Here is a 26936-nt window from a genome sequence, read left to right on the forward strand (position 1 = left end):
AAGAGATGAATAGTCGTTACCAGCAGGCGGTTTTCGCCTTTTCCGCCAATCGCGAGGCGCAATTTCCGGCTGCTGCGCGTGTTGAAATCGCCTTTGCCGGCCGCTCGAATGCCGGCAAGTCGAGTGCGCTAAATACGCTGACGAATCAGAAGACGCTGGCTCGGGTGTCGCGTACACCGGGGCGGACACAGCTCATCAATTATTTTGCCCTGCCCGATGCAGGGTGTTTTTTGGTCGATTTGCCGGGTTATGGTTATGCCGAAGTGCCGGAGCAGGTGCGTGCGCACTGGCAGGCTCTGCTTGGTCGCTATTTGTTGCAACGTGAGGTGCTGCGCGGGGTGGTGCTATTGATGGATATCCGCCATCCGATGAAGGAACTGGATATTCGTATGCTGGAATGTTGCGCCGAGCGGCAGTTACCCGCGCATGTGTTGTTGACGAAGGCTGACAAGCTCAGCCGTAGTGTGGCGGAGAAACAGTTGCGCGCGCTGCGCAGTGAGTTGTTGAACTGGCATGCGCCGTTTTCGGTGCAGCTCTTTTCCAGTTTGAAGCGGCTGGGGCTGCCCGAACTGGTGGCGCAGCTGGATGCGTGGATAGAGGCGGATCATGCTGAATGAGTTGCTCAATACCGGTGTGTCGTCGTGGGTGCTGTTGCCGTTGTTATTGGTCGGAATGCTGGCGGGTTTTGTTGATACGCTGGCCGGCGGTGGCGGGATGTTGACGGTACCGGCGCTGATGCTGGTACTGCCGCCGGATGCGGCATTGGCCACGAACAAGTTGCAGGGCAGTTTCGGTACGCTGTCGGCAACTTGGTATTTTGTCCGCCGTGGCCAGATTCGTTTTCGCAAGTTATTGCCCGGGATTGTCGCCTGTGCACTCGGTGCTGCGGCGGGAGCGGCTGTGGTGCAGTGGCTGCCGCCCGATCTGTTACGCAAGGTGTTGCCGCTGCTTTTGGCAACGGTCGCCCTGCTGTTCATTTTTATGCCGTCGCTGGGCACGATGGAGCGGGAAGCGCGTTTGCCTTATGCCCATTTTGTCGGCGGCGCGCTCTTTCCGCTGGGTTTCTATGACGGATTCCTCGGCCCGGGCACAGGCAGTTTCTTGATGCTGGCCTTAATTGCTTTGCGCGGCTATACGCTGCAAAACGCGACGATAGAGGCGAAGGCGTATAACGCCACCACCAATCTGATGTCGCTCTTCGTTTTTCTGGCCGGTGGCCGGGTAATTTGGCTAGTCGGCCTGACGATGGCAGTTGGGCAGTTGCTCGGGGCGCGTCTTGCGGCCGGGTTGATTATCAGCAAGGGGAATCGCCTGATTCGTCCAGCGGTTATTACCATGTCGCTCTTGATGAGCGGTTATTTAGCCTATCGTTTTTGGTTTTAGCGGCGGCGTTCGGTGGTGCGCGCCGCCAGGGCGGTGAGTGCGGTTTTGTAGTCGTTGTCAGGGAATTCAGCGAGTGCTTGCACCGCTTCGTCGGCCAATCGTGCGGCAGCTTCGCGGCTGTATGGCAGGGCATCGGTTGCGTGCAGTAAGGCGATGACTTCACCAATCGCCTCGCGTTCGCCCTGCTCGATGATGTGGCGCAGGCGTGCTTTGTCAGCGGCGGGTAATTGTTGCTGGGCGCGGATGAGCGGCAGGGTTGGCTTGCCCTCGGCGAGGTCGTCGCCCAGCGCTTTGCCAATCAGCGCTTCATCACCGGTGTAATCCAGCAAATCATCCATAATCTGAAAGGCCATGCCGAGTTTGCGGCCATAAATGGCGAGTTGCTCGCTTTGTGCCGGGTCAAGGCCGGCAAGCAGTCCCGCCACTTTGCAGGCAGCGGCGAACAGCACGGCGGTTTTCAGCTCGATGACGCGGTAGTAGCGGGCTTCATCGACATCGGGATCGTGCATGTTGCCAAGTTGCATCACTTCGCCCGCTGCAATGAGGTTGACCGCATCGGCCATCATGGCGATAACGTCGCTGTTGCCGGTGCGCACCATCAGCTGGAAGGCGCGGGTATAGAGGAAATCGCCGACCAGAACGCTGGCGGCATTGCCAAAGGCGATATTGGCGGACGGCTTGCCACGGCGCAGCGCGGATTCATCCACCACGTCGTCGTGCAGCAGGGTGGCGTTATGGATAAATTCGATGAAGGCAGCGGCGGTAATGGCGTGCTCGTCGTGATAGGCACAGAGTCCGCAACTCAGCAGGGTCAGCAGCGGACGGAAACGCTTGCCGCCGTCGCCGATGGCGTACTGCATCACCAGTTCCGCTAGTGGTACTTCGGCCCGCATTTCAGCCTGCATCAATGCTTCAGTTTGTGCCATTTCGTGCTGGATGAGTTGCCGGATCGCTGCGTCGTCCATCTGTTTTCCCATGATGTTGTTACGGAGTTGAAAGAAAGGGCGGCATTGTAGCCGATAGCCTCCGCAGGCGACAAACCGCCTTCCGCCCACGCCAAGGCGTAATCATTGGTAAATCAAATACTTCTTCACCATTCCTGCCCCAAAGGGGAGGGGCAGGGTCGTGTAGCGGCGCATCAGAAATAACGCAGCCACAGGTAAATGTGCGACAGCAGGATGGTGAACAGCATCAGCGGGAAGGCGTATTTGGCGAACTGCACCATGCCGATGGGCTGTTTGGCGCGCTCGGCAAAGGCGGCGACGGTGAGGTTGGCACTCGCGCCGATGAGGGTGCCGTTGCCGCCGAGGCAGGCACCCAAGGCCAGCGCCCACCACACTGGTTCGAAGGTGAGCGGATCAATGCCGGCCCCCGCCGATTGCAGGAGCGGGATCATGGTGGCGACGAAGGGGATATTGTCCAGCACGGAGGAAAGGATGGCCGAGACCCACAGCACCGCATAGGCCATTTTCGGCACGTCGCCGTTGGTGGCGGCGATGAGTTTGTGCCCGAGCACGTCAAGCAGGCCGCTCTGTTCGACGGCGCCGACGATAATGAACAGCCCCATGAAGAAGAAGATGGTGATCCACTCCACTTCGGCAAAGGCGTGATGGACGTTTTCCGTTTGCTTTTCCGCCGGTTGCTTGCCGTAAGCGAGCAGCATCAGGAGGGCGGCACCGGAAAGCGCCACCGTGCCGGGCTCGACGCCGAGCGGATGGCCGACGAAGAAACCGAGGAGGACGAGGGAGAAGACGCCGATGCATTTTTTCAGCAGTCGCGGGTTGGTAATCGCCTCTTTTTCATTGAAACGCATGATGGCGGCGCGGGCGCGCAAGGTGGTTTTCAGGTTGCGGCGGTGCACCAGCCACAGCATGGCGGCGACGGTCAGCATGATGATGAGGGCGATCGGCGTCATGTGGTAGATAAATTCACCGAAGCTGAGATCGTTTTTCGAGCCGATGATGATGTTCGGCGGATCGCCGATGAGGGTTGCCGTGCCACCAATATTGGAAGCGAGGATGGTGGCAAAGAGGTAGGGGAAGGCACGGACTTTGAGTTGCTCGGTGATGAGCAGCGTTACCGGCGTGATGAGCAACACCGTTGTCACATTATCCAGCAGGGCAGAAAAGAGCGAGGTGATGCCGGCGAGCATCAGCATGATGCCGACCGGGTCGGCGCGCACCCATTTTGCCGAGCGGATGGCGACGTACTGGAACACGCCGGTTTTCGCGGTGATATTGACCAGCATCATCATGCCGGTGAGCAGCCACAGCGTGTTGAAATCGACCTTTTCCAGCGCCTGGTGCTGGTTAAGCAGACCGCAGTAAATCATCAGCATCGCACCAAGCAGCGCTGTGACCGCGCGGTTGAGCTTCTCCATGATGAGGATGATATAGACGATGACCAGAATGATGCCCGACAACCACATCGGATCGAGGCCAAAAATTGCATGAGATCCCTGCATGATGCCCCCTATGCGGCCCTGATGATGCTATCCAGAATGCTGCTGATGCTGACCAGGCCGAGATAGTAGCGGCTGTTCTTGGCCAGCACCACGCCGTGACTGCGGTGGCTGCGATAGAGCAGGTACAGCGCCTCCATCAGGCTGGTGTCGGGGGTGCACAGCGGCACTTCGCCGCGCATCAGGTAATCGGTAATCGGATCTTCATAATGTTCGCGCAGGCGCTGGCGCAGTTCGCTGGGCGTGGTCTTCATGAAATTCAGCTCCGGCGGATTCATCTCGCGGCCGAGATTGGCGGTGAGACTGCGTGGCAGCAGCAGTTCCACTAGCGACCTGCTATTGAAAATGCCGATAAACTCGCCGGCATCGTCCACCACCGGGAAAAAGCGCTCATTACGGTGATGGATGGCGGCAAACGCGCCAGAAATAGTCATTGCGGGATGCAGTGTCGGGCGGTTTGGCACGATGACATCGCGACAGGTGTAGTTCATAAGAGCCTCCTTGAAGTGGAAAGGATGATAATTGTAACGTGAAAACCACATTAAACCCCGCCCTTCCACAAAAATAATACCGCTTGGCCATACCCGCCGCCGCAGGCGTTCACAGTGGCGTCAATACCCGCCTTACAGCATTCAGGCGACAGGAAGCAAAAAGCCCGTCTGGCGACGGGCTTTGGGGCAACTTCCGTGCAGCGGGAACGTTCCCGCCGGGCGGATGTATGGCATGGGGCTGGTACCGGTAGGGGAATGGTAAAAACGAGTGCGGCCATAAAGCGGCCAAGCGGGATGAAAAGCAGGTTTGCGCCAAGCGAGGTAAACGCTGGCTTTTTATTCCCCCCTTCCGGCCTGCGGCCACCTTCCCGGGTACCCATGAAAAAAATGCGAGCATTTTTTTCATGGGAGCCCCGTCCCCCGCCAGCGGGGGAAGGGATTTTTTTGTGCGGAATGCGGAATTGGGCAGCCCCAAGCGGTGCAAATACTGGGTTCGCCACCAAGCGGGATAGATATTGGGTTTACGGAAAGCCGCCAAGCGGAGCGGATGCTGGGTTTTTTATGCACCCTTCCGGCCTTCGGCCACCTTCCCCCGCAAGCGGGGGAAGGGATTTTTTGTGTGGGATGTGGAATTGGATGGCGCGTCAAGCGATAAATGCTGACCTCGCGCCAAGCGGGATAAACACTGGAGCCGTCGTCAAGCGGCGTAAATGCTGGGTTTGTGGCAGCCGCCAAGCGGGATGGTCCTGAATGTTTACAACGCTGCGACTTTTTCCCGCTGTGCACGCAGGGCAGCGACGGTTTCTTCGTCGCTGGCGAGTTGGGCGCGGGTCTGTTCGACCAGGGCAGCGGGGGCGCTGGCGGTGAAGCGTTCGTTGGCCAGCTGTCCACTGAGGCGGGCGATGTTTTGTTCGCGTTTCGTGATTTCTTTGTCGAGGCGGGCGAGTTCGGCGGTTTTGTCGATGAGGCCGGCGAGCGGGATCATGTTTTTCGCGCTGCCGACCATGAAGGCGGCGGCTTCGGGTTCGGCTTCGCCGTCAGCGAGGACGCGGACGCTGTCGAGGCGGCCCAGCGCGAGCAGGCTGCGTTCTTGAGCGGCAAGGTAGCCTCTGGCGTTGTCGTCCAGCCCGCTGATGATGAGCGGCAGCGGTTTGCCGGGGGCGATGTTCATGTCGGCGCGGATTTTGCGCACGCCGAGCAAGGTTTCTTGCAGCCAGGCGATTTCGGCATCGGCTTGCGGGTCTTCGCCGTTGCTTGCCGTCGGGTAGGCTTGGGTCATGAGGGTGTCGCCCGTTGTACCGAGTAGCGGCGCGGTTTGTTGCCAGATTTCTTCGCTGATGTAGGGCATGAGCGGGTGGATAAGGCGCAGCGCTTGTTCGAGGACGTCGAGCAGGGTGTGGCGGGTGCGCGCTTTTTCGGCGTCATCGTCGTTGTGTTTGCCGAGGACGGGTTTGACGAGTTCGAGGTACCAGTCGCAGTACTGGTTCCAGATGAAGTCGTACAGGGCTTGCGCGGCGAAGTCGAAGCGGTAGGTGTCAAACGCCTCGCGCACGCTGCGGATGGTGCGGTCGAGTGCGCCGTATATCCAGCGGTCGGCAGCGTTTTTTTCTTTGACGGGGGCAGCGGTGATGGTTTGGCCTGCGGTCTGCATTTGCACGAAGCGGGCAGCATTCCACAGTTTGTTGCAGAAGTTGCGGTAGCCTTCGACGCGTTTGGTGTCGAAGACGATGTCGCGGCCCATGGTCGCTTGCGCGGCGAAGGTGAAACGCAGGGCATCGGTGCCGTAAGCGGCGATGCCGTCCGGGTATTCTTTGCGGGTTTGCGCGGCGATTCTTTCGGCTTTTTGCGGCTGCATCATGCCGCTGGTGCGTTTTGCGACCAAGGCTTCGCCGTCAATGCCGTCGATGATGTCGAGCGGGTCGAGGACGTTGCCTTTGGATTTGGACATTTTTTGTCCTTCGCTGTCGCGCACGAGGCCGTGGATGTATACCTCGCGGAAGGGGACTTCGCCGTTCATGCAGTACATGCCCATAAGCACCATGCGCGCCACCCAGAAGAAGATGATGTCGAAGCCGGTGACGAGGACGTTGCCGGGGTAGTAGGTTTTGAGGTCGGCGGTGTCGTCCGGCCAGCCCTGGGTGGCAAACGGCCACAGCGCGGAGGAGAACCAGGTGTCGAGCACGTCTTCGTCCTGCGTCAGCGGGTGTTCGGCGGCGAGGTGGTATTTTTCGCGCACGGCGGCTTCGTTTTCGGCGACGTACACGTTGCCGTCGGCGTCATACCAGGCGGGGATGCGGTGCCCCCACCAGAGTTGGCGCGAGATGCACCAGTCTTGCAGGTTTTCCATCCAGTTGTAGTAGGTGTTTTTCCAGTTGTCTGGCACGAATTTGATGCGGCCATCGCGCACGGCGTCGAGCGCGGGCTGGGTGAGTTTGGCCATGCCTTTGTCGCTGGACAGGTCCACGAACCATTGGTCAGTGAGGTAGGGCTCGATGACGACGCCGCTACGGTCGCCGTAGGGGCGTTTCAGGATGTGCGGCTCGGTTTTTTCGAGGTATCCCGCCGCTTCGAGGTCGGCGGTGAATTGTTTGCGCGCGGCGAAGCGTTCCATGCCGCGATAGGCGGGCGGCACGTCGTCATTCAGGTGCGCGTCGGGGGTGAGGATGTTGATGAGTGGCAGGTTGTGGCGTTGACCGACGGCGTAGTCGTTGAAGTCGTGCGCGGGAGTAATTTTCAGGCAGCCGGTGCCGAATTCGCGGTCCACGTAGTCATCGGCAATGACGGGGATTTCCCGGCCGGTGAGCGGTACGCTGACTTTTTTGCCGATGTAGGCGCGGTAGCGTTCGTCTTCGGGATGCACGGCGAGGGCCACATCGGCAAAGATGGTTTCCGGGCGGGTGGTGGCGATGTGCATGTACTGCCCGTCCAGCCCCTGTCCGGCGACGAAGGGATAACGGACGTGGTACATGTGGCCGTTTTCTTCGCGGTTTTCGACTTCGAGGTCGGAGATGGCAGTCTTCAGCACCGGATCCCAGTTGACGAGGCGCTTACCGCGATAGATAAGACCGTCGTCGTAGAGTTTGACGAAGAGGGTGCGCACGGCGCGCGAGAGGGCGTCATCCATGGTGAAGCGCTCGCGCGTCCAGTCAAGCGAGGCGCCCAGGCGGCGGAGTTGCCGCATGATTTGCCCGCCGGATTCAGCTTTCCATTCCCACACTTTGGCGGTGAAGGCTTCGCGGCCGAGGTCGTGCCGCGTTTTGCCCTGCGCGTTCAGTTGGCGCTCGACGACCATCTGCGTGGCGATGCCGGCATGGTCGCTGCCCGGCTGCCACAGGGTGTTGTCGCCCAACATGCGGTGGTAGCGGATGAGCGCGTCCATGATGGTGTCCTGGAAGGCGTGGCCCATGTGCAGGGTGCCGGTGACGTTCGGCGGCGGAATCATGATGGCGTAGGGCTTGCCGCTGCCGCTGGGGGCGAAGTGGTTGCCCTTTTCCCAGCGGTCGTACCATTTGTTTTCGATGTCGGCGGGTTGGTAGCGGGTGGCCATGCCGTCTGTGTTCATGATTACCTCGGTTTCATTAAGAAAAGCGCGGATTTTAGCATGGGGCGGGATGCGCCCGGCGGGGCCCCCGCGCAACCGCAAGGTTGCGTGGGGTACGTTAGCGGGGCTAGCGTGCCAGCGCCATGCCACCAAGGACGGCGACGATACCGCCGACAAGGCTGAGGATGAGATAGAGCGTGGGGATGAGGTAATGTCCGTCCTGCCAACGCTGCACGATGTCGAGCGAGAAGGTGGAAAAGGTGGTGAAGCCGCCGCAGAAGCCGGTGATGCAAAGGGCGCGCAGGACGGCGTTGTCGCGGGCAAGTGTTTGCGCGAGATAGCCGATGAGGAGGCAGCCGATGAGATTCGCCAGCAGCGTACCGAGCGGGAAGGTGCGGGCGGGCAGGGTGACGCCGAGCAGGTAACGCGCCACGCTGCCCAGTCCGCCGCCGAGGAAGATAAGGATGAAGTGTTGCAAGGTCATAGAGGTAGGGGTTGGGTGGAGTGCTTGTCTTCGCCGCGTTCGTGGGCGAGTAGCCAGGCTTTGCGATGGATGCCGCCGCCGTAGCCGGTCAGTGCACCGTCTTTGCCGATGACGCGGTGGCAGGGGATGAGGATAGCGATGGCATTGGCACCGTTGGCAGCGGCGACGGCACGCACGGCGGCAGGATGGCCGATGGTAGCCGCTAACGCCTGATAGTGCGTGGTTGCACCGTAGGGGATGGCGCGCAGTGCCGCCCAGACGCGTTGCCGGAAGTCGCTGCCAACAGGGTGCAGGGCGATGGTGAAATCGCGCCGTGTACCGGCGAAGTATTCGCCGAGTTCGGCGGCGGTCTGGCGGGTGTGTTCGTTCTCGCCGAGGGTAATCGGGCAGCCGAAGTGGCGTTCAAGCTGGCGGCTTTCGCGTACGATGCGCTGCGTGCCGGCAAATTCAAGCAGACAGACACCGCGCGCACTGGCGCAGACGTAGAGCTCGCCGAGGGGGCTCACGATGCGTTGGCTGATGAGGGTGTTCATGCGGGATAGCGTACCCGAAAAGCGCGGGACAACGGCGGTGAATCGCTGTGTGATTTATCCCGTTGAAAATGCAGGGTTAGATGGCGTTAGACAAATTTTGTCTAATTCGTCAAAACCTGTCTAAAACCGTATAATCCCGCGCAATCATCGGAGAACCGCCATGCATGACCCGCTTTACTATTCCCGCCGCCCCTATGCCGATGCCTTGCTGACGATGCTGGCCGAAGGTGTGGTCAGCGCCTTTACCCTGTTCGCCCCGCGCCGCATGGGCAAGACACAGTTTTTGCTGAACGACATCCAGCCTGCCGCCGAAGCGCGCGATTTTGCCGTCTTCTATTTCAGTTTCATGGATAGCGACGCGCAGACGGAAAACCGCTTCCGTCTTGCGCTGCTGGATTTTGCCAGCCAACTCGGTATCGGCGGCAAACTGAAAGCGTGGCTGGCGGGGATTGAGCAGGTTTCTGCTTTTGGCGCCAGCCTTAGCCGCAAAAAAGCACCCGCTCCGGCGAGTATCAGCGAAGTCATCGAGGCGTTGGCCCAGGGTGGCAAACGGATACTACTGCTTCTTGACGAAGTGCAGGAGCTGGCCCGCCTCGGCGACACGGGCGGCCTCATCCGTTCGCTGCGCACCGGGCTGGACGTGCACCGGGCGCAGGTCAAAGTCATCTTTACCGGCTCCAGCATGAATGGCCTGCGGCAAATGTTCAGCGATTACAAGGCGCCGTTTTTCCAGTTTGCGCACGCGATGGCATTCCCGCGTTTGGAACAGGAATTTACCGATTTCCTCGCCGACATTTATCAGGCGCGCACCGCCAATACACTGGATAAACAGGCGCTGTATCAATGGCTTGTCCGCTTCGAACACATCCCGCTGCACCTGCGCACCATCATTCAGAACATGATTATTGACCCCAACCTGCCGCTGGACGTAGCCGCCGCCGCGCAGCAGCAATACCTGCACGACAGCGCCGATTACGCCGCCGTCTGGCGGGAACTGAAAGCGCTGGATAGCCTGCTGCTGCAAGCGCTGGCGCAAGAGAAGCAGACCGTGTACGCCCAGGACACAAGACAATGGCTGGCGGCGCAAATGGGGGTGGATGATGTCAGCGTGCCGCAGGTACAGGCCGCACTGCGCCGCCTGACGCGTGCGGATTTCATCACCAAAAACAGCGAGGGGCAGTGGGCGGTGAACCATCCCGATATGTTGGGCTGGATCCGCGAGCAGCTGTGATGCCGATGCCGGGAAATGAAACGCTCCTCGCAGGCGGGTTTCTGTCCGCTATTAGCATTGCTGCGGTGGAGTCAAGCCGCCTCACGGCAGAGGATTTTGGATTTTGGCGTGCGAGTTTTCAGGTTGGGTACACGCCAAGCGGGATAAATGCCGGGGTTTCGTCGCTGCGCGCCCCACCCCAAACCCCTCACCCACGAGGTGAGGGCTTTTCCCGTCAAGCGAGGTAAAACGGGGGGCGGGGTTGCTGGGTAGCGTTAGGGCAGTTTTTCTGCTGCCTCACTGAGGCGTTTCGGTGAGACTTTGAGGGTGCTGCCGATTTCCTGGGCGTAGGTCTGGATGCGGTAGGCTTCGAGCAGACGGTGGTATTCCTGTATGGCAGCGTGGTGTGCGGTGGGGAGGCCGCGCGGGGTTTCCTGGTAGGGGTGGGCGATGCCGGTTTTTTGCATGGCTTGTTGCAGGCGGGTTTCCCACGGCGCGAGGTCTTGTTGGCGTTGCAGGTCTTTGAGCGGGTCGAGGCGGCTTTTTTCCAGGCGTTTTTGCGTGGCGAGCAGGGCGCGTTCGATGGTGTCCAGTTCGGCGGTTGGGGTGTCGCGGATGAATTCGGGGTAGATGAGGCGGGCGAGGTGTTGTTCGATGTCGTCACGGATGGCGGGTTGTTTGTGTTTGCCCAGTTGTTGTTTGGCGTCGCTGTAGGCGGCGAGGATGCGGGTGAGCTGGGCGGCGAGCTGGTTCGCGGCGGGGATAAGTTCGGCTTCGCCGCGCGCGAGGGCTGCTTCAAAGGCGGCGCGGCTGCGCGGTACGCCGTCGGCGAAGCAGATGTGTTCGAGCAGGCGGGCGGTGATGTCGTCGGCGAGGGTGCTGTCACTGCCGATTTTGCGGTAGTGCAGCGCCATTTGGGTGTAGCCGGGCAGGTTTTTGCGCAGGTATTTGAGTTTGTTTTGTAGTTTGTCGGCGAGCAGGCTGTGTACGCCGGCGCGGTGCGCGGCGTCGGCCCGCTGCGGGTCGTCGTGCAGGCGCAGGCGGCGTTCGCCGTTTTCGAGGGTGAGGGCGGGGTAGCCGGTGATGCCGTTCGGCAGGGTTTCTTGTGCGGGCAGTTCGTCCCAATGCCAGTCGTTGACGGGCTGGTCGTCGCCGTAGCGGCTGTGGCTGCGGCGGCGGAATTGGGCAGCGGCGCTGTCGCTGTACTGCGCTTGCAGAGCGGCGAGGTCGCGGCTTTCGGCGATGATCTGGTTTTTGCCGTCAAGCAGGCGGTAGTTCATGCGGTGGTGGTCGTCGATGTTGAGGTTGTCGAAGGCGTCCAGCGGGATGTTGGTGCCTTTGATGGTGTGGATGGTGTCGCGGATGGCGGGCATGAGCGGGGCGTCGGGGGGGTCTTTGATGCGCGCGGTGATGGCAGCGGCGATGGTGGGGATGGGCACGAGCTGGCGTCGCCATTGTTTGGGCAGGGCACGCAGGATGGCTTCGATTTTGGCGGGCAGCATGGCGGGGACGAGGCGTTCGTAGTCGGCAGCGTTGAGCGCGTTCAGGGCGGGGAGTGGCACGCAGAGGGTGACGCCGTCGGCGCTGCCGCCCGGTTCGAAGTGGTATTCGAGGCGCAGTTTTTGGCCGTGGTGGGTGAGGTTTTCCGGGTAGTCGGCGTCACTGGGGGTGTCGTCCACCAGCAGCAGGTCGGCTTCACGCATGGTGAGCGCCGCTTCGCCGTGCTGTTTGAGCCATTGTTCGAGGGTGACGGTGCTGTGTACGTTTTCGGGCAGGCGGGCGTGGTACCAGGCGACTTGTTGGGCTTCGTCCGCCAGGATGCCCCGGCTGCGGGTTTTGTGTTCGCGTTCTTCGAGGGTTTCGATGAGGGCGCGGTTTTTGGCGATGACGCCGCTTTTGGTGTGGATGTCGCCGGGGACGAGGGCGTCCTGGATGAAGATGTCGTGGGCAAGCGCCGGGTCGTGGCGGGCGTAGGGGACGTTGCGTCCGGCAACGATGGGCAGGCCGTAGAGCAGGGTGGTTTGGGTGGCGAGGATGTTGCCGGCTTTTTTGCTCCAATGGGGGTTGGTGTAGGTGTGTTTGACGAGGTGGGCAGCGATGTGTTCGAGGTCAGCCAGCTGGATGGGGGCGCAGGTGCGCGCGTAGGTGCGCTGGGTTTCGACGACGCTGGCGGCCATGATGGCTTGCGGCGGTTTTTTGGCGAGCACGGAGGCGGGGTAGATGCTGTAGCGGGCGTGGCGCGGGCGCAGGTAGTCGCGGGTTTGTTCGTCCCAGAGGCCGACTTGGTCGAGGAAGCCGGTGAGCAGCGCGCGGTGCAGGGTGTCAAGTTGCGGGTTGTCGTAGGCGAGGCGGCCTTTGGCGCCGTCCGGCAGGTCGTTTTGTGGTACGGGTGGGGCGGCAGCGTCGAGGTGCAGTTTTTGTTCGCGCAGGTCGCGGATGAGCTGGTTGGCGAGTTCGCGCCATTCGCGCATGCGTTGTGCGTTCAGGTAGTAGTTTTTGCACCAGGCGCGCAGGCGGTTGTTGCTGGCGGTGCGGCGTTCGCGCTGGTAGGCGGCAAAGAGGTTGAGCAGGGTTTGGTAGTCGCTGGTTTTGTCGGCGAATTCGCCCTGTTTTTGGTCGGCACGCGCTTCTTGGCCGTAGGGGCGTTCGCGCGGGTCCTGGATGGAGAGGGCGGCGATGAGGATGACGGCGTCTTGCAGGCAGCCGGTTTTTTCGGCGGCGTAGATGATGCGCGCGAAGCGGGGGTCAACCGGCAGGTGCGCCATTTGTCGCCCAAGCGGGGTGAGGCGGCGCGCTTCGTTGGTAGCGCCCAGTTCGAAGAGCAGGCGGTAGCCGTCGTTGATTTGCCGCGCGTCGGGCGGGTCAACGAAGGGGAAGGCGGCGATGTCGCCCAGTTTGAGGACGAGCATTTGCAGGATGATGGCGGCGAGGTTGGTGCGCAGGATTTCCGGCTCGGTGTAGGCGGGGCGATGGCGGTAGTCGTCTTCGCTGTAGAGGCGGATGCAGATGCCGCTGGCGGTACGGCCACACCTGCCGGCGCGCTGGTTGGCGGCGGCTTGCGAGATAGGCTCGATCGGCAGGCGCTGGGTTTTGGTGCGCAGGCTGTAGCGGCTGATGCGCGCAGTGCCGGTGTCGATGACGGCTTTGATGCGCGGCACGGTGAGCGAGGTTTCGGCGACGTTGGTGGCGAGCACGATGCGCCGCGCCGCTTGCGGGCGGAAGACGCGCTGCTGGTCGGCGAGCGAGAGGCGGCCGAAGAGGGGCAGGATGTCGGTATCGCGCAGTTGTTCGCGGCGCAGGCGGTCGGCGGCTTCGCGGATGTCGCGTTCGCTGGGGAGGAAGACGAGGATGTCGCCGCGCCCGTGCTGGTCGAGTTCGGCGACGGCGCGGAGGATGGCGTCCGGGCTGTCTTCGTCTTCGCCTGGCGGGCGGTAGCGGATTTCTACGGGGTAGGTGCGGCCGCTGACGTTGAGGATGGGCGCGTTTTTGAAGTGGGCGGCGAATTTGTCGGCATCGATGGTGGCCGAGGTGATGATGATTTTGAGGTCAGGGCGTTTGTCGGCGAGGCGACGCAGGTAGCCGAGGAGGAAGTCGATGTTGAGGCTGCGTTCGTGCGCTTCGTCCACGATGATGACTTCGTAGTGGGCGAGGTAGGGGTCGGACAGGGTTTCGGCGAGCAGCATACCGTCGGTCATCAGTTTGATAACGGTCTGTTCGCTGGTTTTTTCGTCGAAACGGACCTGGTAACCGACGGCGGCGCCAAGCGGTTCGTCCAGTTCTTCGGCGATGCGGGCGGCGACGCTGCGCGCGGCGATACGGCGCGGCTGGGTGTGGGCAATCATGCCGCGCGCGCCAAGGCCGAGGGCGAGGCAGAGTTGCGGCAGTTGTGTGGTTTTCCCCGATCCGGTTTCGCCGCTGATGATGACGACCTGGTTGTCGGCAATCAGGCGGCGGATTTTGTCGGCAACCGCCAGCACGGGCAGGTTGGCGCTCAGTTTCGGCGCAGGCAGGGCGGCACGGCGCGCGGCGACCGCTTCTTGCGAGGCGGCGTAGTCAGCGGCAAAGCGCGCCCGCATCCGGTCGGCAGGCTGGCCGCGCCGCTCGCGTTCGCGAATCTGGCGGTAGAGCTGTTGCAGGGGGTGACGGTCCTGGCTGCGGACGGTGGTGAAATCGGGGGCGGTCATGGTTTATGCGATGGTGAAAAGCGGCGGATTATATAGTCGCCTCAAGCAGGACTGATACGGTGTTGGCGAGCCCGACCGGGCACCCATAAAAATCGCATAGCGATTTTTATGGGAAATCCGCGCCGTATTAAACAGACTGTCTTCGGCTCGCTGCCTTGTCTCAGTCCTGTTTGAAACGACAATGGTCGCTTGTGGTAAGGGGGGCGGCAGCCTCCGTACACGACAAAAACTACTCGGCTGGGCCCGCCAGGCGGCGTCATTGCTGGGCCCGCTAGGCGGCATGATTGCTGGGCCCGCTAGGCGGCATGATTGCTAGGCTTGCCAGGCGGCATAAATATTGGGGCATGAGCGAGTGTTTTTGCGAAGCCAGCAGCAAAAAGCCCGCTTGCGCGGGCTTTGTTGTGGATGGTGTCAGCGGCCGCCAACGGTGTCAAAGTCGGCATCGTGTGCGTTTTTGTGCCGCTCTATCTGCGACTGCGGCGCGCGCACCTGCGAGTAAGTACCAGCATTGTTGATGGTGTACCACAGACCACCGTATTCCTTCATCCAGACGCCACGCTGGCTATCCGCGCCGGAACTATGCAGGTACAACGCCAGGTAGTCCGTTTCGGACGCGCGGCGCACAATCATGAGCTCGAAGTTATCCGGCGACATGTGGTAACCGTTCTGTGGAGAGGTGCCGGTGGCAAAACTGCGGAACACGTAATTCTCATCCGGATCCTGCATGCGGCTGACGAACGTTGCGTAGCTGCCCACCTGTTCCAGCGGGCGATCCAAGTGCATGGCATAACGCAGCATTTTCGCGCCTTCGCTACGCGTGGCCTCGTCGATATAGAAAAACACAGCCTCAAAATAGAGCTTGAGTGCCCCTTCCGGCACACGGCCCTCCTGCTGGTAGCGTGCCTTGAATTCCTGAAAATCACGAGGTAATTCGGCTTGTGCCGTATGACCGTACAGGGCAGTGGCCAAGGCCAGCGCTGACAGGGACAGGGCATTCTTCTTCATGATTTTGAAGGAAGGGCGACAGTATGCCGCATGGGAAAGAGACTGGCGGCTATAATTCTCGCCTTTCTTTATTAACGACAGTATCCCCTACATATAAAGGAGCATGATGGATGACCGGTTACCAACGCCCTCCTCACGTGGACGTTCCTTCTATCGGCGCATGGCAATACACTGCCGGGCGCCTGTTAGAGCGCTATTTAGGCTTTCAGGCACTGATGTATATTTTTATCATTGTGCTGTCGTCATACCTTTTTGGTTTTACCATTCGCGGCTGGAGCAGCGGCGTCATGCTTTTTTGCAATTTCCTCGTCTTTCTCGCCATTATTGCCGTGATGTATTGCATGCCCCTCATCAGCAGACGCTTGATCGGCCGAGGTTATCCGTGGCAGGCCGATATGCTCGCAGAAATTGATGCTGAGGATGATGATGAAGAGCGTGACTTCTTAATACTGGAAGCGCGGCTCAATGGTGGCCTGCCGCCCAGCCGCAAACAGGAAACGGCGCTGCTCCTGATCGCCGTCATTCTGCTTTTTGAGGCATTCTATATTCATGCCTGGACCCCAAATGGGGAACTGATCTGGTATCCGGAATGGTTGCAGCATTTGGTTGCTTGGATGAAAGACCATAGCGGCATATACCCTGAAGACATTAGAAAAAAATTCTTTATTCTGGATTTTGAATTTTCTCCAAAATTGGCCGAATTATTCCCCGATGAGCGGACATTCTTGGCGGCAGCGGCATCCGATCGATATTTTGCTTTCGCCTTGTTCCGGATTGTCACTTTCCCAGTCGTGTTCTATTGCCTGTGTATTGCCGGATGGGACATAGTGAATTATCTAGGTGTCGAACAACTCAAGCCCATACGTGCGCGCTCCGATGAGCGTCGCTTGGTGCTATTCCTGATTACCGCATTCATGACATTACTGGGATTCGTCGGCCTTTTCATGCTTATATGGTTTCCGGTACTTGATATGGAAAATGTTATAGATCATGGTTCAACCATGATGTATCTCTTGAGGCATATCCTCGCATTGATTGCGCTGGAACTGCTTTATGGCTGGTGGCGCTATTTCCGCCACAAGGCATAATCCTGCAACAAATTGCCGCCCCGTCCGTCTGCCATTATCCTAACCACTTCTTCATTTACGCCGGATTGCCGCCATGACCCTGTTCCGTTCCATCCTAGTTTTCGCCATTGCCTATCTGCTCACCGCCTGCGGTACGCGTCCGCCGGTGGTGGTCGTCGAACCCGAACAACCACCACCGCTTGAGCCGGAAACCCCGCCGCCGCTGGTGCAGCCTGCGAACTTCGCCGAATGGCAGCAGGCATTCGCCCAGCGCGCCGCTGCTGCCGGTATCGCCGACAGCGACATCCAGCAACTGCTTGCCCGTACCCATTACGAAGAAAAAGTGGTCAGTGCCGACCGCAAACAGCCGGAGCTGAACAAAATGGTCTGGGCGTACCTCGACAATGCCGTTTCCAACGACCGCATTCAGAAAGGCCGTGCCCAGCTTTCCCGCTACCGCAGCCTCTTGCAGCAGATTGAGGCGCAGACGGGCGTCGGCGCGTCCTACATCGTCGCCTTCTGGGGCATGGAAAGTGCCTACGGCGCGAACACCGGCAACATCGACCTCATCCAGGCCCTCTCAACCCTGGCCTACGAAGGCCGCCGCCGCGACTTCGCCGAACAGCAACTCATCGCCCTGCTGCAACTCATCGAGCGTGGCGACGTGAGCTGGGACGAACTGCGCGGCTCGTGGGCGGGCGGCATGGGCCACACCCAGTTCATCCCGACCACCTTCCTGCAATACGGCGTGGACGGCAACGGCGATGGCCGCCGCGACCCGTGGCAAATCGAAGACGCGCTGGCATCCACCGCCAACTACCTGAGCAAATCCGGCTGGCAGCGCGGCCACCGCTGGGGGCGCGAAGTGAGCCTCGCCCCCGACTTCGATTACCGCTACACCGACCAAAGCCTGCCGCTGGCGCAATGGAGCCGGCTCGGCGCGCGGCAAACCGGCGGAGCGGCCCTGCCGCAGGAAAACCTGCAAGCCACCCTGTGGCTACCCGCCGGCCACAGCGGCCCGGCGCTCCTGCTCTACCCGAACTTCAAAACCATCAAGGTCTATAACAACTCATCCAGCTACGCCCTCGCCATCGGCCTGCTTGCCGATGGCATCAGCGGCAACAGCGGCGGCATCAAGGCCGCCTGGCCGCGCGACGAACAGGCACTCAGCCGTGACCAGGTGCAACGCCTGCAACAGGCACTTACCGCCGCTGGTTACGACACCAAAGGTACAGACGGCATCCTCGGTGCGAACACACGCAACGCCTTCCGCCAGTGGCAGACAGCAAACGGACAAATCCCGGACGGCTTCATCAGCCAGCGCAGCGCGGCGGCACTGATAGGCGGGTATTGAGGTGATATTGCAGCAGTTTGCACAAAAAAAGACGCCGCATCATGCGGCGTCTTTCATGTTGCAAACGGTTATAAGCCCTTGACTATGGCGGTGAAATCAGACCAATCTTCCACTTTGAATGCCCGGATATCGCGAACAGATTTGGCGAACCACTCTATTTTTGACAGCAAATTGATGGCCTTATAAACAGTAGCAAGATTGTTTGTCGTGTCGTTGGACAGATAAACGCTCCCTTGCGTCCAGTCGAATCCGATTTTTGCCAGTTCAGACTTTATTTCAAAGTAGGCGTTGTTATAGGGATCGCCGTAGTGCTTTTTAAGCTCGGAAATTTCCAAATCAAAGGCAATGGCATACATGACAGATACTCCAAATTGGTTGTGATCAAATTATAACGCATCATCACATAATTCCTGACCCGCTATCACCGCCAAGCGGGAGCGCAGGCCCCGCTTCCCGCCCTGCTACCAAGCCGCTATCATCGCCATTTTCACCCCATTGCGAGAATTTTATGACCACCCTTACCGTCAACTTGCCTGCCGGTGCCGCGCGCAGCTACCCCATCCACATCGGCCACGGTCTCCTGCACGACCGCGACCTGCTCGCCGCGCTCGTCCCGCAGCGGCAAATCTGCATCGTCACCAACGACAACGTCGCCCGCCACTACCTCTCTCCGCTTACTGCCGCCCTTGCCGACAAAACCGTCATCACCGTACACCTGCCTGACGGCGAGGCACACAAAAACCTCGCCAGCTACGCACAAATCCTCGATGCCCTTGTTGCCGCCCGCTACGACCGCGACAGCCTCATCATCGCCCTCGGCGGCGGCATCACCGGCGACATCGCGGGTTTCGCCGCTGCCACCTACCAGCGCGGCATCGCCGGCCTGCAAATCCCGACTACCCTGCTGGCGCAAGTCGATTCCTCGGTGGGCGGCAAAACCGGCGTCAACCACCCGCAGGGCAAAAACCTCATCGGCGCCTTCCACCAGCCGCAGGCCGTGCTCATCGACACCGCCACCCTCGCCACCCTGCCGCCACGCGAGTTCGCCGCCGGCATGGCCGAAGTCATCAAATACGGCCTCATCAACGACCCCGCTTTCTTCACCTGGCTGGAAGCAAACCGCGACGGCATCCGCGCCCACGATCCCGCCCTGCTGGCGGAAATGATTGCCCACTGCTGCGCCAACAAAGCAGCGATCGTCGCTGCCGACGAACGCGAACAGGGTGTGCGGGCGCTACTCAACTACGGCCACACCTTTGGCCACGCCCTCGAAGCCCTGACCCACTACAAACGCTGGAAACACGGCGAAGCGGTGGCCATTGGCAGCGTCATTGCCACCCGCCTTGGCGTCATCCTTGACCGCGTCAGCGAGGCAGACGCCGCACGCACTGCCGCCCTCTTCGCCGCTTATGACCTGCCGACCACCATCCCGGCTGACATCACCACCGCCGATATCCTCGACAAAATGCAACTCGACAAAAAAACACGCGGCGGCACCCTGCGCCTCGTCCTGCCGCAACGCTTCTGCGACAGTGGCATCGACAGCGGCGTCGCTGCGGAAGCCATCCGCCAGGCGATAGACGCCTGCCGCGCCTGAAAGTCGCCGCAAACGCCACTGCTGCGGCGTTTTTTATGCCGGGAGCCCCGTGTTTATCCCGCTTGGCGCGCGTTGATATGAATGGGGGCGGCATGGATTGGCGCCCGTCCGGGCCTCGCTTTCGTGCCGATACCGGAAGCCGCTATCGCTTGCACGAAAAACCGTACATTTTCAGTATAATGCGCGCCCCGCCGCCGCTTGGGCGGCGTTTTTCCCCACCTTTGCCAAGGAACCTCATGACAACCCCTATTGATGCCACCCACCACCTCGGTTTTCCCATTGAAACCGTGGCCGTTTTCGCCGTCCTTTCCATCGGCGCCATCTTCATCGACCTGCATGCGCACCGCGACGACAAGCCGATGAGCCTGAAAAGCGCCTCGCTATGGACGGTCTTCTGGATCATTATCTCGCTCGCCTTCGCCGGCTTCCTCGCCTGGCACCACGGCGCGACGGCAGCGAGCCTCTTCATCACCGGTTACGCCCTGGAAAAAGTGCTTTCCGTCGATAACCTCTTCGTGATGATGGCCATTTTCGCCTGGTTCAAAGTCCCCGAAGGCTACCGCCACCGCGTCCTCTACTGGGGCATCATCGGCGCCATCATCTTCCGCATGATTTTTGTCGCCATCGGCAGCAGCCTGCTCGCCCTTGGCCCGGTCGTGGACATCATCTTTGCCCTGGTCATCGCCTACACGGCGGTGATGATGCTGAAAAGCGGCGGCGATGACGGTGAGGAAATCGAAGACTATTCCGACCACATCGCCTATCGCTGGGTGCACCGCTTCTTCCCCGTGTGGCCGCGCCTCTTCGGACACAACTTTTTCCTGAACGCGCAGGAACTGGAAAAAGCGAAGGCGGAAGCGCCGATGGAGCACCTCGAACTCGCCGGCGAAGATACCAAGCACCCTGAACGCAGCCACCCGCATGCGATGAAAAAAGGTGCCTGGGTCGCCACCCCGCTCCTGCTCTGCCTCGCGGTGATTGAAATCTCCGACGTGATGTTCGCCTTCGACAGCGTCCCGGCTGTCATCGCTGTGTCGCGCGAGCCGCTGATTGTTTATAGCGCGATGATGTTCGCCATCCTCGGCCTGCGGACCATGTATTTCGTGCTGGAAGCGCTGAAAGGCTACCTCGTCCACCTCGAAAAAGCGGTCATCGTCCTGCTCTTCTTCATCGCCGCCAAGCTGGCGCTTTCCGCCACCAACCACCTTTTCCATCACGGCTTCGACATCTCGCCGGTGGCCTCGCTCATCGTCGTCCTCGTCGTGCTGGCCGCAGGCGTGGTCGCCTCGGTGCTCTACCCGGAAAAAGCGGAAGAGAAAAAATAACCCACCACCCGTAAGGAAATCCCCATGGCAATCTCTCTCAATAAAGGACAAAACGTCTCCCTCAGCAAAACCGACCCCAGCCTGCGCCAGGTGATGATCGGCCTCGGCTGGGACGCGCGCAGCAGCGACGGCGCCGATTTCGACCTTGATGCCAGCCTGTTCATGACCGGCGACAACAAGAAAGTCCCCTCCGACGCCTACTTCATCTTCTACAACCAGCTGCGCTCGCCGGAAGGCGCGGTGGAGCACACCGGCGATAACTTGACCGGAGATGGCGATGGCGACGATGAAAGCATCCTCGTCCAGCTCGACAAACTGCCGGCGAACATCAGCTCGCTCTTCATCACCGTCACCATCCACGACGCTGAAATCCGCCGCCAGAACTTCGGCCAGGTGAGCAACGCCTTCGTCCGCCTCGTCAACCACGAAACCGGACAGGAAGTGCTGCGCTTTGACCTCTCCGAGGATTACAGCACCGAGACGGCAATGGTCTTCGGCGAAATCTACCGCCGCGACGGCGAATGGAAATTCCGCGCCATCGGCCAGGGTTACTCCGGCGGCCTGTATGCGCTGTGCCAGCAGTACGGCGTGAACGTCGGCTGAATACCGCGCACAAAAAATCCCCGCTCCGGCGGGGATTTTTTTATGCAGCGCTGTTACTGCTTGTCTGCGTCATTCAGACGCTGCTGGGTATTCTCCAATCCCTTGTTGAGTTCTTTCTCCGCCTTGCCGACGGTTTCATCCTGGAATTTCAGCATGGGGTTGTCGGCGCGGGCCTCGGCCGATTGCGGGGTGGTTTTCGGCTTTTCGCTGTCGCAGGCGGCAAGCGCCAGGGCGCAGACGAACAGCAGGACGGTTTGCTTGAACATCGGGTTCTCCGGTTGCGTGAAAGAATGCCGCCTGACGCGGCTGGATGACGGCCGCAGGCGCGGCACCGGCAGAAAAAGGAGGTAAGCCGCCGGTGCCCCACCCGCAGCCGCCGCCCCTACTATAACCATTACGGCAAGGAAAATCCCACATCTGCGCCATAAGCGGCGGTGCGCCGCCGCCCGCTTTTTGGCGATTTCCTTATCTGTGGGCATATGCCAAAAACGCATGATTACCATGCAAATGCCTATTTCACAGCGTCGCGCGCGCTTTCTATGATGCGGGCAACCACCCAACGGAGCCCTCATCATGACGCCACATTTCCCTTTATTTGCCGACCTGCGCGGACGGGCGGTGCTGCTCGTCGGCGCCGGGCACGTCGCCGCGCGCAAGGCAGAAGCGTTGCTACACGCTGGCGCCCGCTTGCGCGTGGTCGCGCGTGACTTGTCCGCACCGTTTCAGGACTGGCTTGCCGCCGGGCAGATGGAACATATTGGTGCGGATTTTGCCCCCGCCCAGCTTGACGGCGTGTTTCTCGCCGTCGCTGCTACCGATGATCACGCGCTGAACACGCAGGTGTTTCAAGCGGCGGAAACGGCGGGGAAGTTGTGCAATGTGGTGGACAGTCCGGCGCTGTGTTCTTACATCGTCCCCGCTGTGATTGATCGCGCGCCGTTGCAAATCGCCATTAGCAGTGCGGGCACGGCGCCTGTGCTTGCCCGCCACTGGCGGCAGCGCATCGAGACGCTGATTCCGGCACACACCGGCAAGCTGGCGGAAATCGCCGGACGTTGTCGCGCACGGGTGAAGCGCAAGCTGCCCGCTTCCGCTCGCCGCGCTTTTTGGGAAAAGCTCTTCGCCAGCCGCTTTGACACGCTGGTGGCGCAGCAGCGCTATGACGCAGCAGAACGCGAACTCGCCGCCCAGCTCGACACCTTCAGCCCGTCGCGCGGCGAGGTGGTGCTGGCGGGCGCGGGGCCAGGCGATGCCGGGCTGCTCACCCTGCACACTTTGCAGGCCATTCAGGCCGCCGACATTGTGTTTTATGACGCGCTGGTGTCGGACGACATCCGCCGCCTGATTCGCAAGGACGCGGAGCAGGTCTGCGTCGGCAAACGCGCCGGGGCGCATCAGGTGGCGCAGGCGGAAACGAATACGCTGTTGGTGCGCCACGCGGCGCTGGGCAAGCGGGTGGTGCGCCTGAAAGGTGGCGACCCGTTTGTGTTTGCACGTGGCGGCGAGGAAGCGGCGACCTTGCAAGCAGCGGGGATTCCGTTCCGCGTCATCCCTGGCATCACCGCTGCCCTCGGCGCGACCGCTTATGCGGGCATCCCGCTCACCCACCGCGATCATGCGCAGTCGGCGCTGTTCATCACCGGGCACTGCCGCGATGGCGCGCGTATGGACTGGGCGACACTGGCGCGGGCGCAGCAGACGCTGGTCATTTATATGGGCACGCTGCAAGCGGCGGAAATCAGTGCCGAACTTGTCCGCCATGGTCGCGCCGCTTCAACCCCCGTCGCGGTTATCAGTAATGGCACATTGCCGTCGCAGACGGTGCAAACGGGCGTGTTGCGCGATTTGCCGTCGCTTGCCGCCCATGCGCCACGTCCGGCGCTCATCGTTATCGGCGAAGTCGTGCACCTGCGCGAACAGCTGGCCTGGTTTGGCGAGGCGTTATCCGACATCGCCGCCTGATTATTCCATTGATATAGAGAGGTATTTATGACCACCAACACGTTGACCCTGCCCCGTGCAGAAACTGATACCCGCCCCTCCGCCCCACCGCCCGTTTGGCTGAAAAAAGAAGATAGCTGGGCAATCGTTATCGGCCTCGGCCTGGTTATCGCCACTACTGCCCTGTTCCTGGCGGGCGGCAGCGGCATCACCGCTTATTTCAGCTTCGGCGTGAAGGGCTGGACAACGCCCGCTGACCTTGCCGCGCAACTGCCCGGCAAAATCCCCGGTGCGCTGGGACTGTACCTCTTGCTCGCCGCCGTCCTCGGCACGGGTGCGCGCAGCCTTGGCTATCACGTGCAACGTTACCTCGCGGGCTTCACCGTGCTGTATTTGCTCGCCATCGCCGTCCTTATCGTGAGTGCACACAGCGCCGCGAAAAACGCACAACTGGAAGGGCCCCTGGTCGCGCTCCTCATCGGCCTCGTCATCGGCAATGCCGCCCGTTTGCCCGCCTGGTTCAACGAAGCGCTGCGCACCGAATATTACGTGAAAACCGGCATCGTGCTGATGGGTGCAACCCTGCCGTTTACCATCATCCTGCGCGCGGGGCCCGCTGCCATCGGCCAGGCACTGATCGTTTCCGTCGTCACCTTCGCCAGCATTTATCTCGCCGCTACCCGCCTCTTCCACCTTGACCGCCGCTTCGCAGCCTGCCTCGGCGCGGGCGGCTCCATCTGCGGCGTGTCCGGCGCAATCGCCATCGGCGGTGCCTGCCGCGCGCGGAAAGAACACGTCTCCATGGCCATCTCGCTCGTCATCGTCTGGGCAGTTGTCATGATTTTCCTGCTGCCCGCTGCCAGCCGCTGGCTAGGCCTGTATCCGGGCGTAGCAGGCGCATGGATTGGCACCTCGGAATTTGCCGATGCCGCCGGATTCGCCGCTGCCGAAGCCGTCGGTCATGACGCCGCCACGGAAGCCTTCACCCTGATGAAAGTTGTCGGGCGCGACATGTTCGTCGGCATCTGGGCTTTCCTCGTCGCCATCCTGTCCGTCACCGTATGGGAAAGACAGGCAGCTGCCAGCAGCGAACGCATTGACCGCCGCGAAATCTGGCAACGCTTCCCCAAATTCATCCTCGGTTTCTTCATCGCCTCCATCCTCACCACCCTGGTCATCACCACCCTCAACGGTGACGCCGCCAAAGCCTACAACGCCGAAACCCTGAAGACCCTGAAAGACCTGCGCGGCTGGTTCTTCACCCTGACCTTCCTCAGCATCGGCCTGACCACGCGCTTCCGTGACCTCGCTGCCGTCGGCCTGAAACCGTGCTTCGCCTTTGCCATCGGCGTCGCTATTAACCTGCCGCTCGGCTACTGGCTCTCGAACCACGTCTTTGACAGCTACTGGCGCAGCTTGGGGGCATAAACCATGATCCATATCAAAACCACCATCCGCAGCGCCTACCCGCTGCACGATCCGCGCAATGCCGCCCTGCACGGGCACCTGGATAAAGCCCACTACACCATCCGCGCCCACAAGCGCGGTTGGCAGGCGGAAAGCCACGACGGCGAAGGCAACGACCATAAAGACGCCCTGCGCGCTGCCGGATTCGCTGATTACGACTACCACCTCTACGTTGAATACCAGCGCGCCTGGGGGTATCTGTGAGACAGATACCGGTGCGCCACCAAGCGGGACAACTACGCGCTTTACCGCTTATCCCCAGGCATCCCGCGCGCAACCACACGAACTAACCCCGCCCGTATCCCCGCCACACAAACCCAAGGAACCCATCATGAGCCATACCCACGATCCACGCGCCAAACTGCCCGACGCGCCCTATTCCGACAACGAACGCCTCAAAGACGAAAGCGACTACCTGCACGGCAGCATCGCCGCTGACCTCGGCGACGGCATTACCGGTGCCTTTCGCGGCGACAACTTCCAGCTTATCCGCTTCCACGGCATGTATGAACAGGACAACCGCGACCTGCGCGCCGAACGCACCGAACAAAAACTCGAACCGCTGAAAAGCATGATGCTGCGCTGCCGCCTGCCGGGGGGCATCATCACCCCGCAGCAATGGCTGGGCATCGACGAATTTGCCGGAGAAAACACCCTCTACGGCTCCATCCGCATCACCAACCGCCAAACCTTCCAGTACCACGGCGTCTTAAAACCCAACATCAAGGCCATGCACCAATGGCTGCACAAACTGGGGCTCGATTCCATCGCGACCGCAAGCGACGTAAACCGTAACGTCCTCTGCACCACCAACCCCGTCGAAAGCGCCCTGCACCGCGAGGCACACGAATGGGCGAAAAAAATCAGCATGCACCTGCTGCCGCGCACCACCGCTTACGCCGACATCTGGCTGGACGGCGAAAAAGTCTTCACCACCGAACCAACAAAGCCGCTCAACAAAGAAATCGCGGACGGCGTCGAACCCATCCTCGGTAAAAACTACCTGCCGCGCAAATTCAAAACCGCCGTCGTCATCCCGCCCGACAACGAAGTGGACATCCACTCGAACGACCTCGGCTTCGTCGCCATCGAAGAAAACGGCCACCTTGTCGGCTTCAACGTCCTCGTCGGCGGCGGCCTGTCCAGCGAACACGGCAACACCACCACCTACCCCAACACCTCCTACGAATTTGGCTACGTGCCGCTCAGTCACACCCTGCACTGCGCAGAAGCCGTGGTCAGCACCCAGCGCGACTGGGGCGACAGAAGCGACCGCAAACACGCGCGCACCCGCTACACCCTCGAACGCGTCGGCGTGGACGTCTTCAAAGCCGAAGTCGAAAAACGCATGGGCATCAAATTCGAGCCCATCCGCCCCTACCACTTCACGACCCGGGGCGACCGCATCGGCTGGGTCAAAGGCGAAGAAGGCAACTGGCACCTCACCCTCTACATCGAAAACGGCCGCCTCATCGACACCGACGACAAACCGCTGAAAACCGGGATGCGCGAAATCGCCAAAATCCACAAAGGCAACTTCCGCCTGACCGCCAACCAGAACCTCATCGTCGCGGGTGTAGCGCCGAAAGACAAAGCCAAAATCGAAAAACTGGCGCGAAAATACGGGCTCATCAGCGACAAAGTCACCAAACAGCGGGAAAACAGCATGGCCTGCGTCTCACTGCCGACCTGCCCTCTCGCCATGGCCGAAGCCGAACGCTTCATCCCCGGCCTCATCGACCAGGTGGATGCCATCATGGCCAAACACGGCATGGCGGACGAACACATCGTGCTACGCGTGACCGGCTGCCCGAACGGCTGCGGCCGGGCGATGCTGGCGGAAATCGGCCTCGTCGGCAAAGCCATCGGACGCTACAACCTCTTCGCGGGCGGCAACCGCATCGGCACGCGCATCCCGCGCCTTTACAAAGAAAACATCACCGAGCCGGAAATCCTTGCCATCCTGGACGAATGGATTGGTGCTTGGGCGCGGGAACGCAAAACGGATGAAGGTTTCGGCGACTACGCCATCCGCACCGGCATCGTCAAACCCGTCCTCGACCCGCCGCGTGACTTCTGGGCGGCGTAAATCGCTTGCGAGAGAAGGTGGCGCGCAGCGACGAAAGGGGAGGACTCGCCTAGTAGTGAGTCCAAGTTTTACTTCATTTGACGGACGTTAGCATCCATCAAAAATCGTGTGGGCAATAAGTTATTTGCTCAAATTTATGGCAGGCCGTATTTGATGATGGAGGCGGTGATATTGGGCATGATTGTTTTAAGGAGAGATTTG

General features: G+C 60.7%; 22 protein-coding genes. 12 read left to right on the forward strand and 10 right to left on the reverse strand.

What is annotated here, in order from left to right:
- Positions 1-5: 5 nt before the first annotated feature.
- Both yihA and LG374_RS07100 read left to right on the forward strand, forming a co-directional pair.
- Complete coding sequence (yihA, locus tag LG374_RS07095; RefSeq protein ID WP_225757035.1) at positions 6-617, forward strand: ribosome biogenesis GTP-binding protein YihA/YsxC; 612 nt, start codon at positions 6-8, stop codon at positions 615-617.
- On the forward strand, positions 607-1383 hold the full coding sequence (locus LG374_RS07100) for a TSUP family transporter (RefSeq protein ID WP_225757036.1): 777 nt from the start codon (positions 607-609) through the stop codon (positions 1381-1383). Before yihA ends, LG374_RS07100 begins: the two co-directional genes overlap by 11 nt.
- On the opposite strand, the gene LG374_RS07105 is transcribed toward LG374_RS07100, so the two are convergent.
- From LG374_RS07105 to LG374_RS07130, 6 genes are all read right to left on the reverse strand, one after another.
- Positions 1380-2348: a polyprenyl synthetase family protein gene (locus LG374_RS07105; protein WP_225757037.1), complete on the reverse strand. Its 969-nt coding sequence runs from the start codon at positions 2346-2348 to the stop codon at positions 1380-1382. The genes LG374_RS07100 and LG374_RS07105 overlap by 4 nt on opposite strands.
- 173 nt (positions 2349-2521) lie before the next feature.
- Positions 2522-3847: an SLC13 family permease gene (locus LG374_RS07110; RefSeq protein ID WP_225757038.1), complete on the reverse strand. Its 1326-nt coding sequence runs from the start codon at positions 3845-3847 to the stop codon at positions 2522-2524.
- 8 nt (positions 3848-3855) lie between these two features.
- Positions 3856-4335, reverse strand: coding sequence for a CBS domain-containing protein (locus LG374_RS07115; RefSeq protein ID WP_225757039.1), 480 nt, complete (start codon positions 4333-4335; stop codon positions 3856-3858).
- 754 nt (positions 4336-5089) lie between these two features.
- The gene (locus tag LG374_RS07120) at positions 5090-7897 is read right to left on the reverse strand and encodes a valine--tRNA ligase (RefSeq protein ID WP_225757040.1); all 2808 of its coding nucleotides are present in this window, start codon (positions 7895-7897) and stop codon (positions 5090-5092) included.
- 106 nt (positions 7898-8003) lie between these two features.
- Positions 8004-8360, reverse strand: a complete 357-nt coding sequence (gene crcB / locus LG374_RS07125) for a fluoride efflux transporter CrcB (protein ID WP_225757041.1) — start codon at positions 8358-8360, stop codon at positions 8004-8006.
- On the reverse strand, positions 8357-8893 hold the full coding sequence (locus LG374_RS07130; protein WP_225757042.1) for a methylated-DNA--[protein]-cysteine S-methyltransferase: 537 nt from the start codon (positions 8891-8893) through the stop codon (positions 8357-8359). The genes crcB and LG374_RS07130 overlap by 4 nt, the downstream gene beginning before the upstream one ends.
- A gap of 160 nt (positions 8894-9053) precedes the next feature.
- On the opposite strand from LG374_RS07130, the gene LG374_RS07135 reads away from it, so the two are divergent.
- On the forward strand, positions 9054-10124 hold the full coding sequence (locus LG374_RS07135; RefSeq protein ID WP_225757043.1) for an ATP-binding protein: 1071 nt from the start codon (positions 9054-9056) through the stop codon (positions 10122-10124).
- A 254-nt stretch (positions 10125-10378) separates the two neighbouring features.
- On the opposite strand, the gene hrpA is transcribed toward LG374_RS07135, so the two are convergent.
- Both hrpA and LG374_RS07145 read right to left on the reverse strand, forming a co-directional pair.
- Positions 10379-14287 (reverse strand): ATP-dependent RNA helicase HrpA, encoded by a 3909-nt coding sequence (hrpA, locus tag LG374_RS07140; RefSeq protein ID WP_225757044.1) that lies wholly within the window; start codon positions 14285-14287, stop codon positions 10379-10381.
- Between the two features lie 411 nt (positions 14288-14698).
- A complete protein-coding gene (locus LG374_RS07145) occupies positions 14699-15292 on the reverse strand; it encodes a hypothetical protein (RefSeq protein ID WP_225757045.1) in 594 nt (197 codons plus the stop codon).
- Positions 15293-15402: 110 nt separating this feature from the next.
- Between LG374_RS07145 and LG374_RS07150 the strand changes: the two genes are divergently transcribed.
- Together LG374_RS07150 and LG374_RS07155 are read left to right on the forward strand one after the other, a co-directional pair.
- Positions 15403-16380 (forward strand): hypothetical protein, encoded by a 978-nt coding sequence (locus LG374_RS07150; protein WP_225757046.1) that lies wholly within the window; start codon positions 15403-15405, stop codon positions 16378-16380.
- Positions 16381-16453: 73 nt separating this feature from the next.
- Positions 16454-17713, forward strand: a complete 1260-nt coding sequence (locus LG374_RS07155) for a lytic murein transglycosylase (RefSeq protein WP_225757047.1) — start codon at positions 16454-16456, stop codon at positions 17711-17713.
- Between the two features lie 68 nt (positions 17714-17781).
- Here the strand turns inward: LG374_RS07155 and LG374_RS07160 are convergent, their stop codons facing one another.
- Positions 17782-18069, reverse strand: a complete 288-nt coding sequence (locus LG374_RS07160) for a virulence protein (protein WP_225757048.1) — start codon at positions 18067-18069, stop codon at positions 17782-17784.
- Positions 18070-18221: 152 nt separating this feature from the next.
- Here LG374_RS07160 and aroB point away from each other — a divergent pair, with 152 nt between their 5' ends.
- The 3 genes from aroB to LG374_RS07175 all read left to right on the forward strand — a co-directional run bounded on the left by aroB (position 18222) and on the right by LG374_RS07175 (position 21238).
- Positions 18222-19310, forward strand: coding sequence for a 3-dehydroquinate synthase (gene aroB, locus LG374_RS07165; RefSeq protein WP_225757049.1), 1089 nt, complete (start codon positions 18222-18224; stop codon positions 19308-19310).
- Positions 19311-19546: 236 nt separating this feature from the next.
- A complete protein-coding gene (locus tag LG374_RS07170) occupies positions 19547-20635 on the forward strand; it encodes a TerC/Alx family metal homeostasis membrane protein (RefSeq protein ID WP_225757050.1) in 1089 nt (362 codons plus the stop codon).
- A 24-nt stretch (positions 20636-20659) separates the two neighbouring features.
- Complete coding sequence (locus tag LG374_RS07175) at positions 20660-21238, forward strand: TerD family protein (protein WP_006984429.1); 579 nt, start codon at positions 20660-20662, stop codon at positions 21236-21238.
- A gap of 53 nt (positions 21239-21291) precedes the next feature.
- On the opposite strand, the gene LG374_RS07180 is transcribed toward LG374_RS07175, so the two are convergent.
- A complete protein-coding gene (locus LG374_RS07180) occupies positions 21292-21504 on the reverse strand; it encodes a hypothetical protein (RefSeq protein WP_225757051.1) in 213 nt (70 codons plus the stop codon).
- 307 nt (positions 21505-21811) lie between these two features.
- On the opposite strand from LG374_RS07180, the gene cysG reads away from it, so the two are divergent.
- The 4 genes from cysG (at position 21812) to cysI (ending at position 26735) form a co-directional block, all read left to right on the forward strand.
- Positions 21812-23200: a siroheme synthase CysG gene (gene cysG, locus LG374_RS07185; protein ID WP_225757052.1), complete on the forward strand. Its 1389-nt coding sequence runs from the start codon at positions 21812-21814 to the stop codon at positions 23198-23200.
- A gap of 27 nt (positions 23201-23227) precedes the next feature.
- Positions 23228-24607 carry a YeiH family protein gene (locus tag LG374_RS07190; protein ID WP_225757053.1) on the forward strand — a complete coding sequence of 460 codons (1380 nt, stop codon included), beginning with the start codon at positions 23228-23230 and terminating at the stop codon, positions 24605-24607.
- Between the two features lie 3 nt (positions 24608-24610).
- Positions 24611-24850 (forward strand): hypothetical protein, encoded by a 240-nt coding sequence (locus LG374_RS07195; protein WP_225757054.1) that lies wholly within the window; start codon positions 24611-24613, stop codon positions 24848-24850.
- Positions 24851-24977: 127 nt separating this feature from the next.
- Positions 24978-26735: an assimilatory sulfite reductase (NADPH) hemoprotein subunit gene (gene cysI / locus LG374_RS07200; RefSeq protein ID WP_225757055.1), complete on the forward strand. Its 1758-nt coding sequence runs from the start codon at positions 24978-24980 to the stop codon at positions 26733-26735.
- The last annotated feature ends 201 nt before the right edge of the window (positions 26736-26936 follow it).

The sequence above is a fragment of the Cardiobacterium sp. Marseille-Q4385 genome (assembly GCF_916618745.1).
Taxonomy (GTDB): Bacteria; Pseudomonadota; Gammaproteobacteria; order Cardiobacteriales; family Cardiobacteriaceae; genus Cardiobacterium.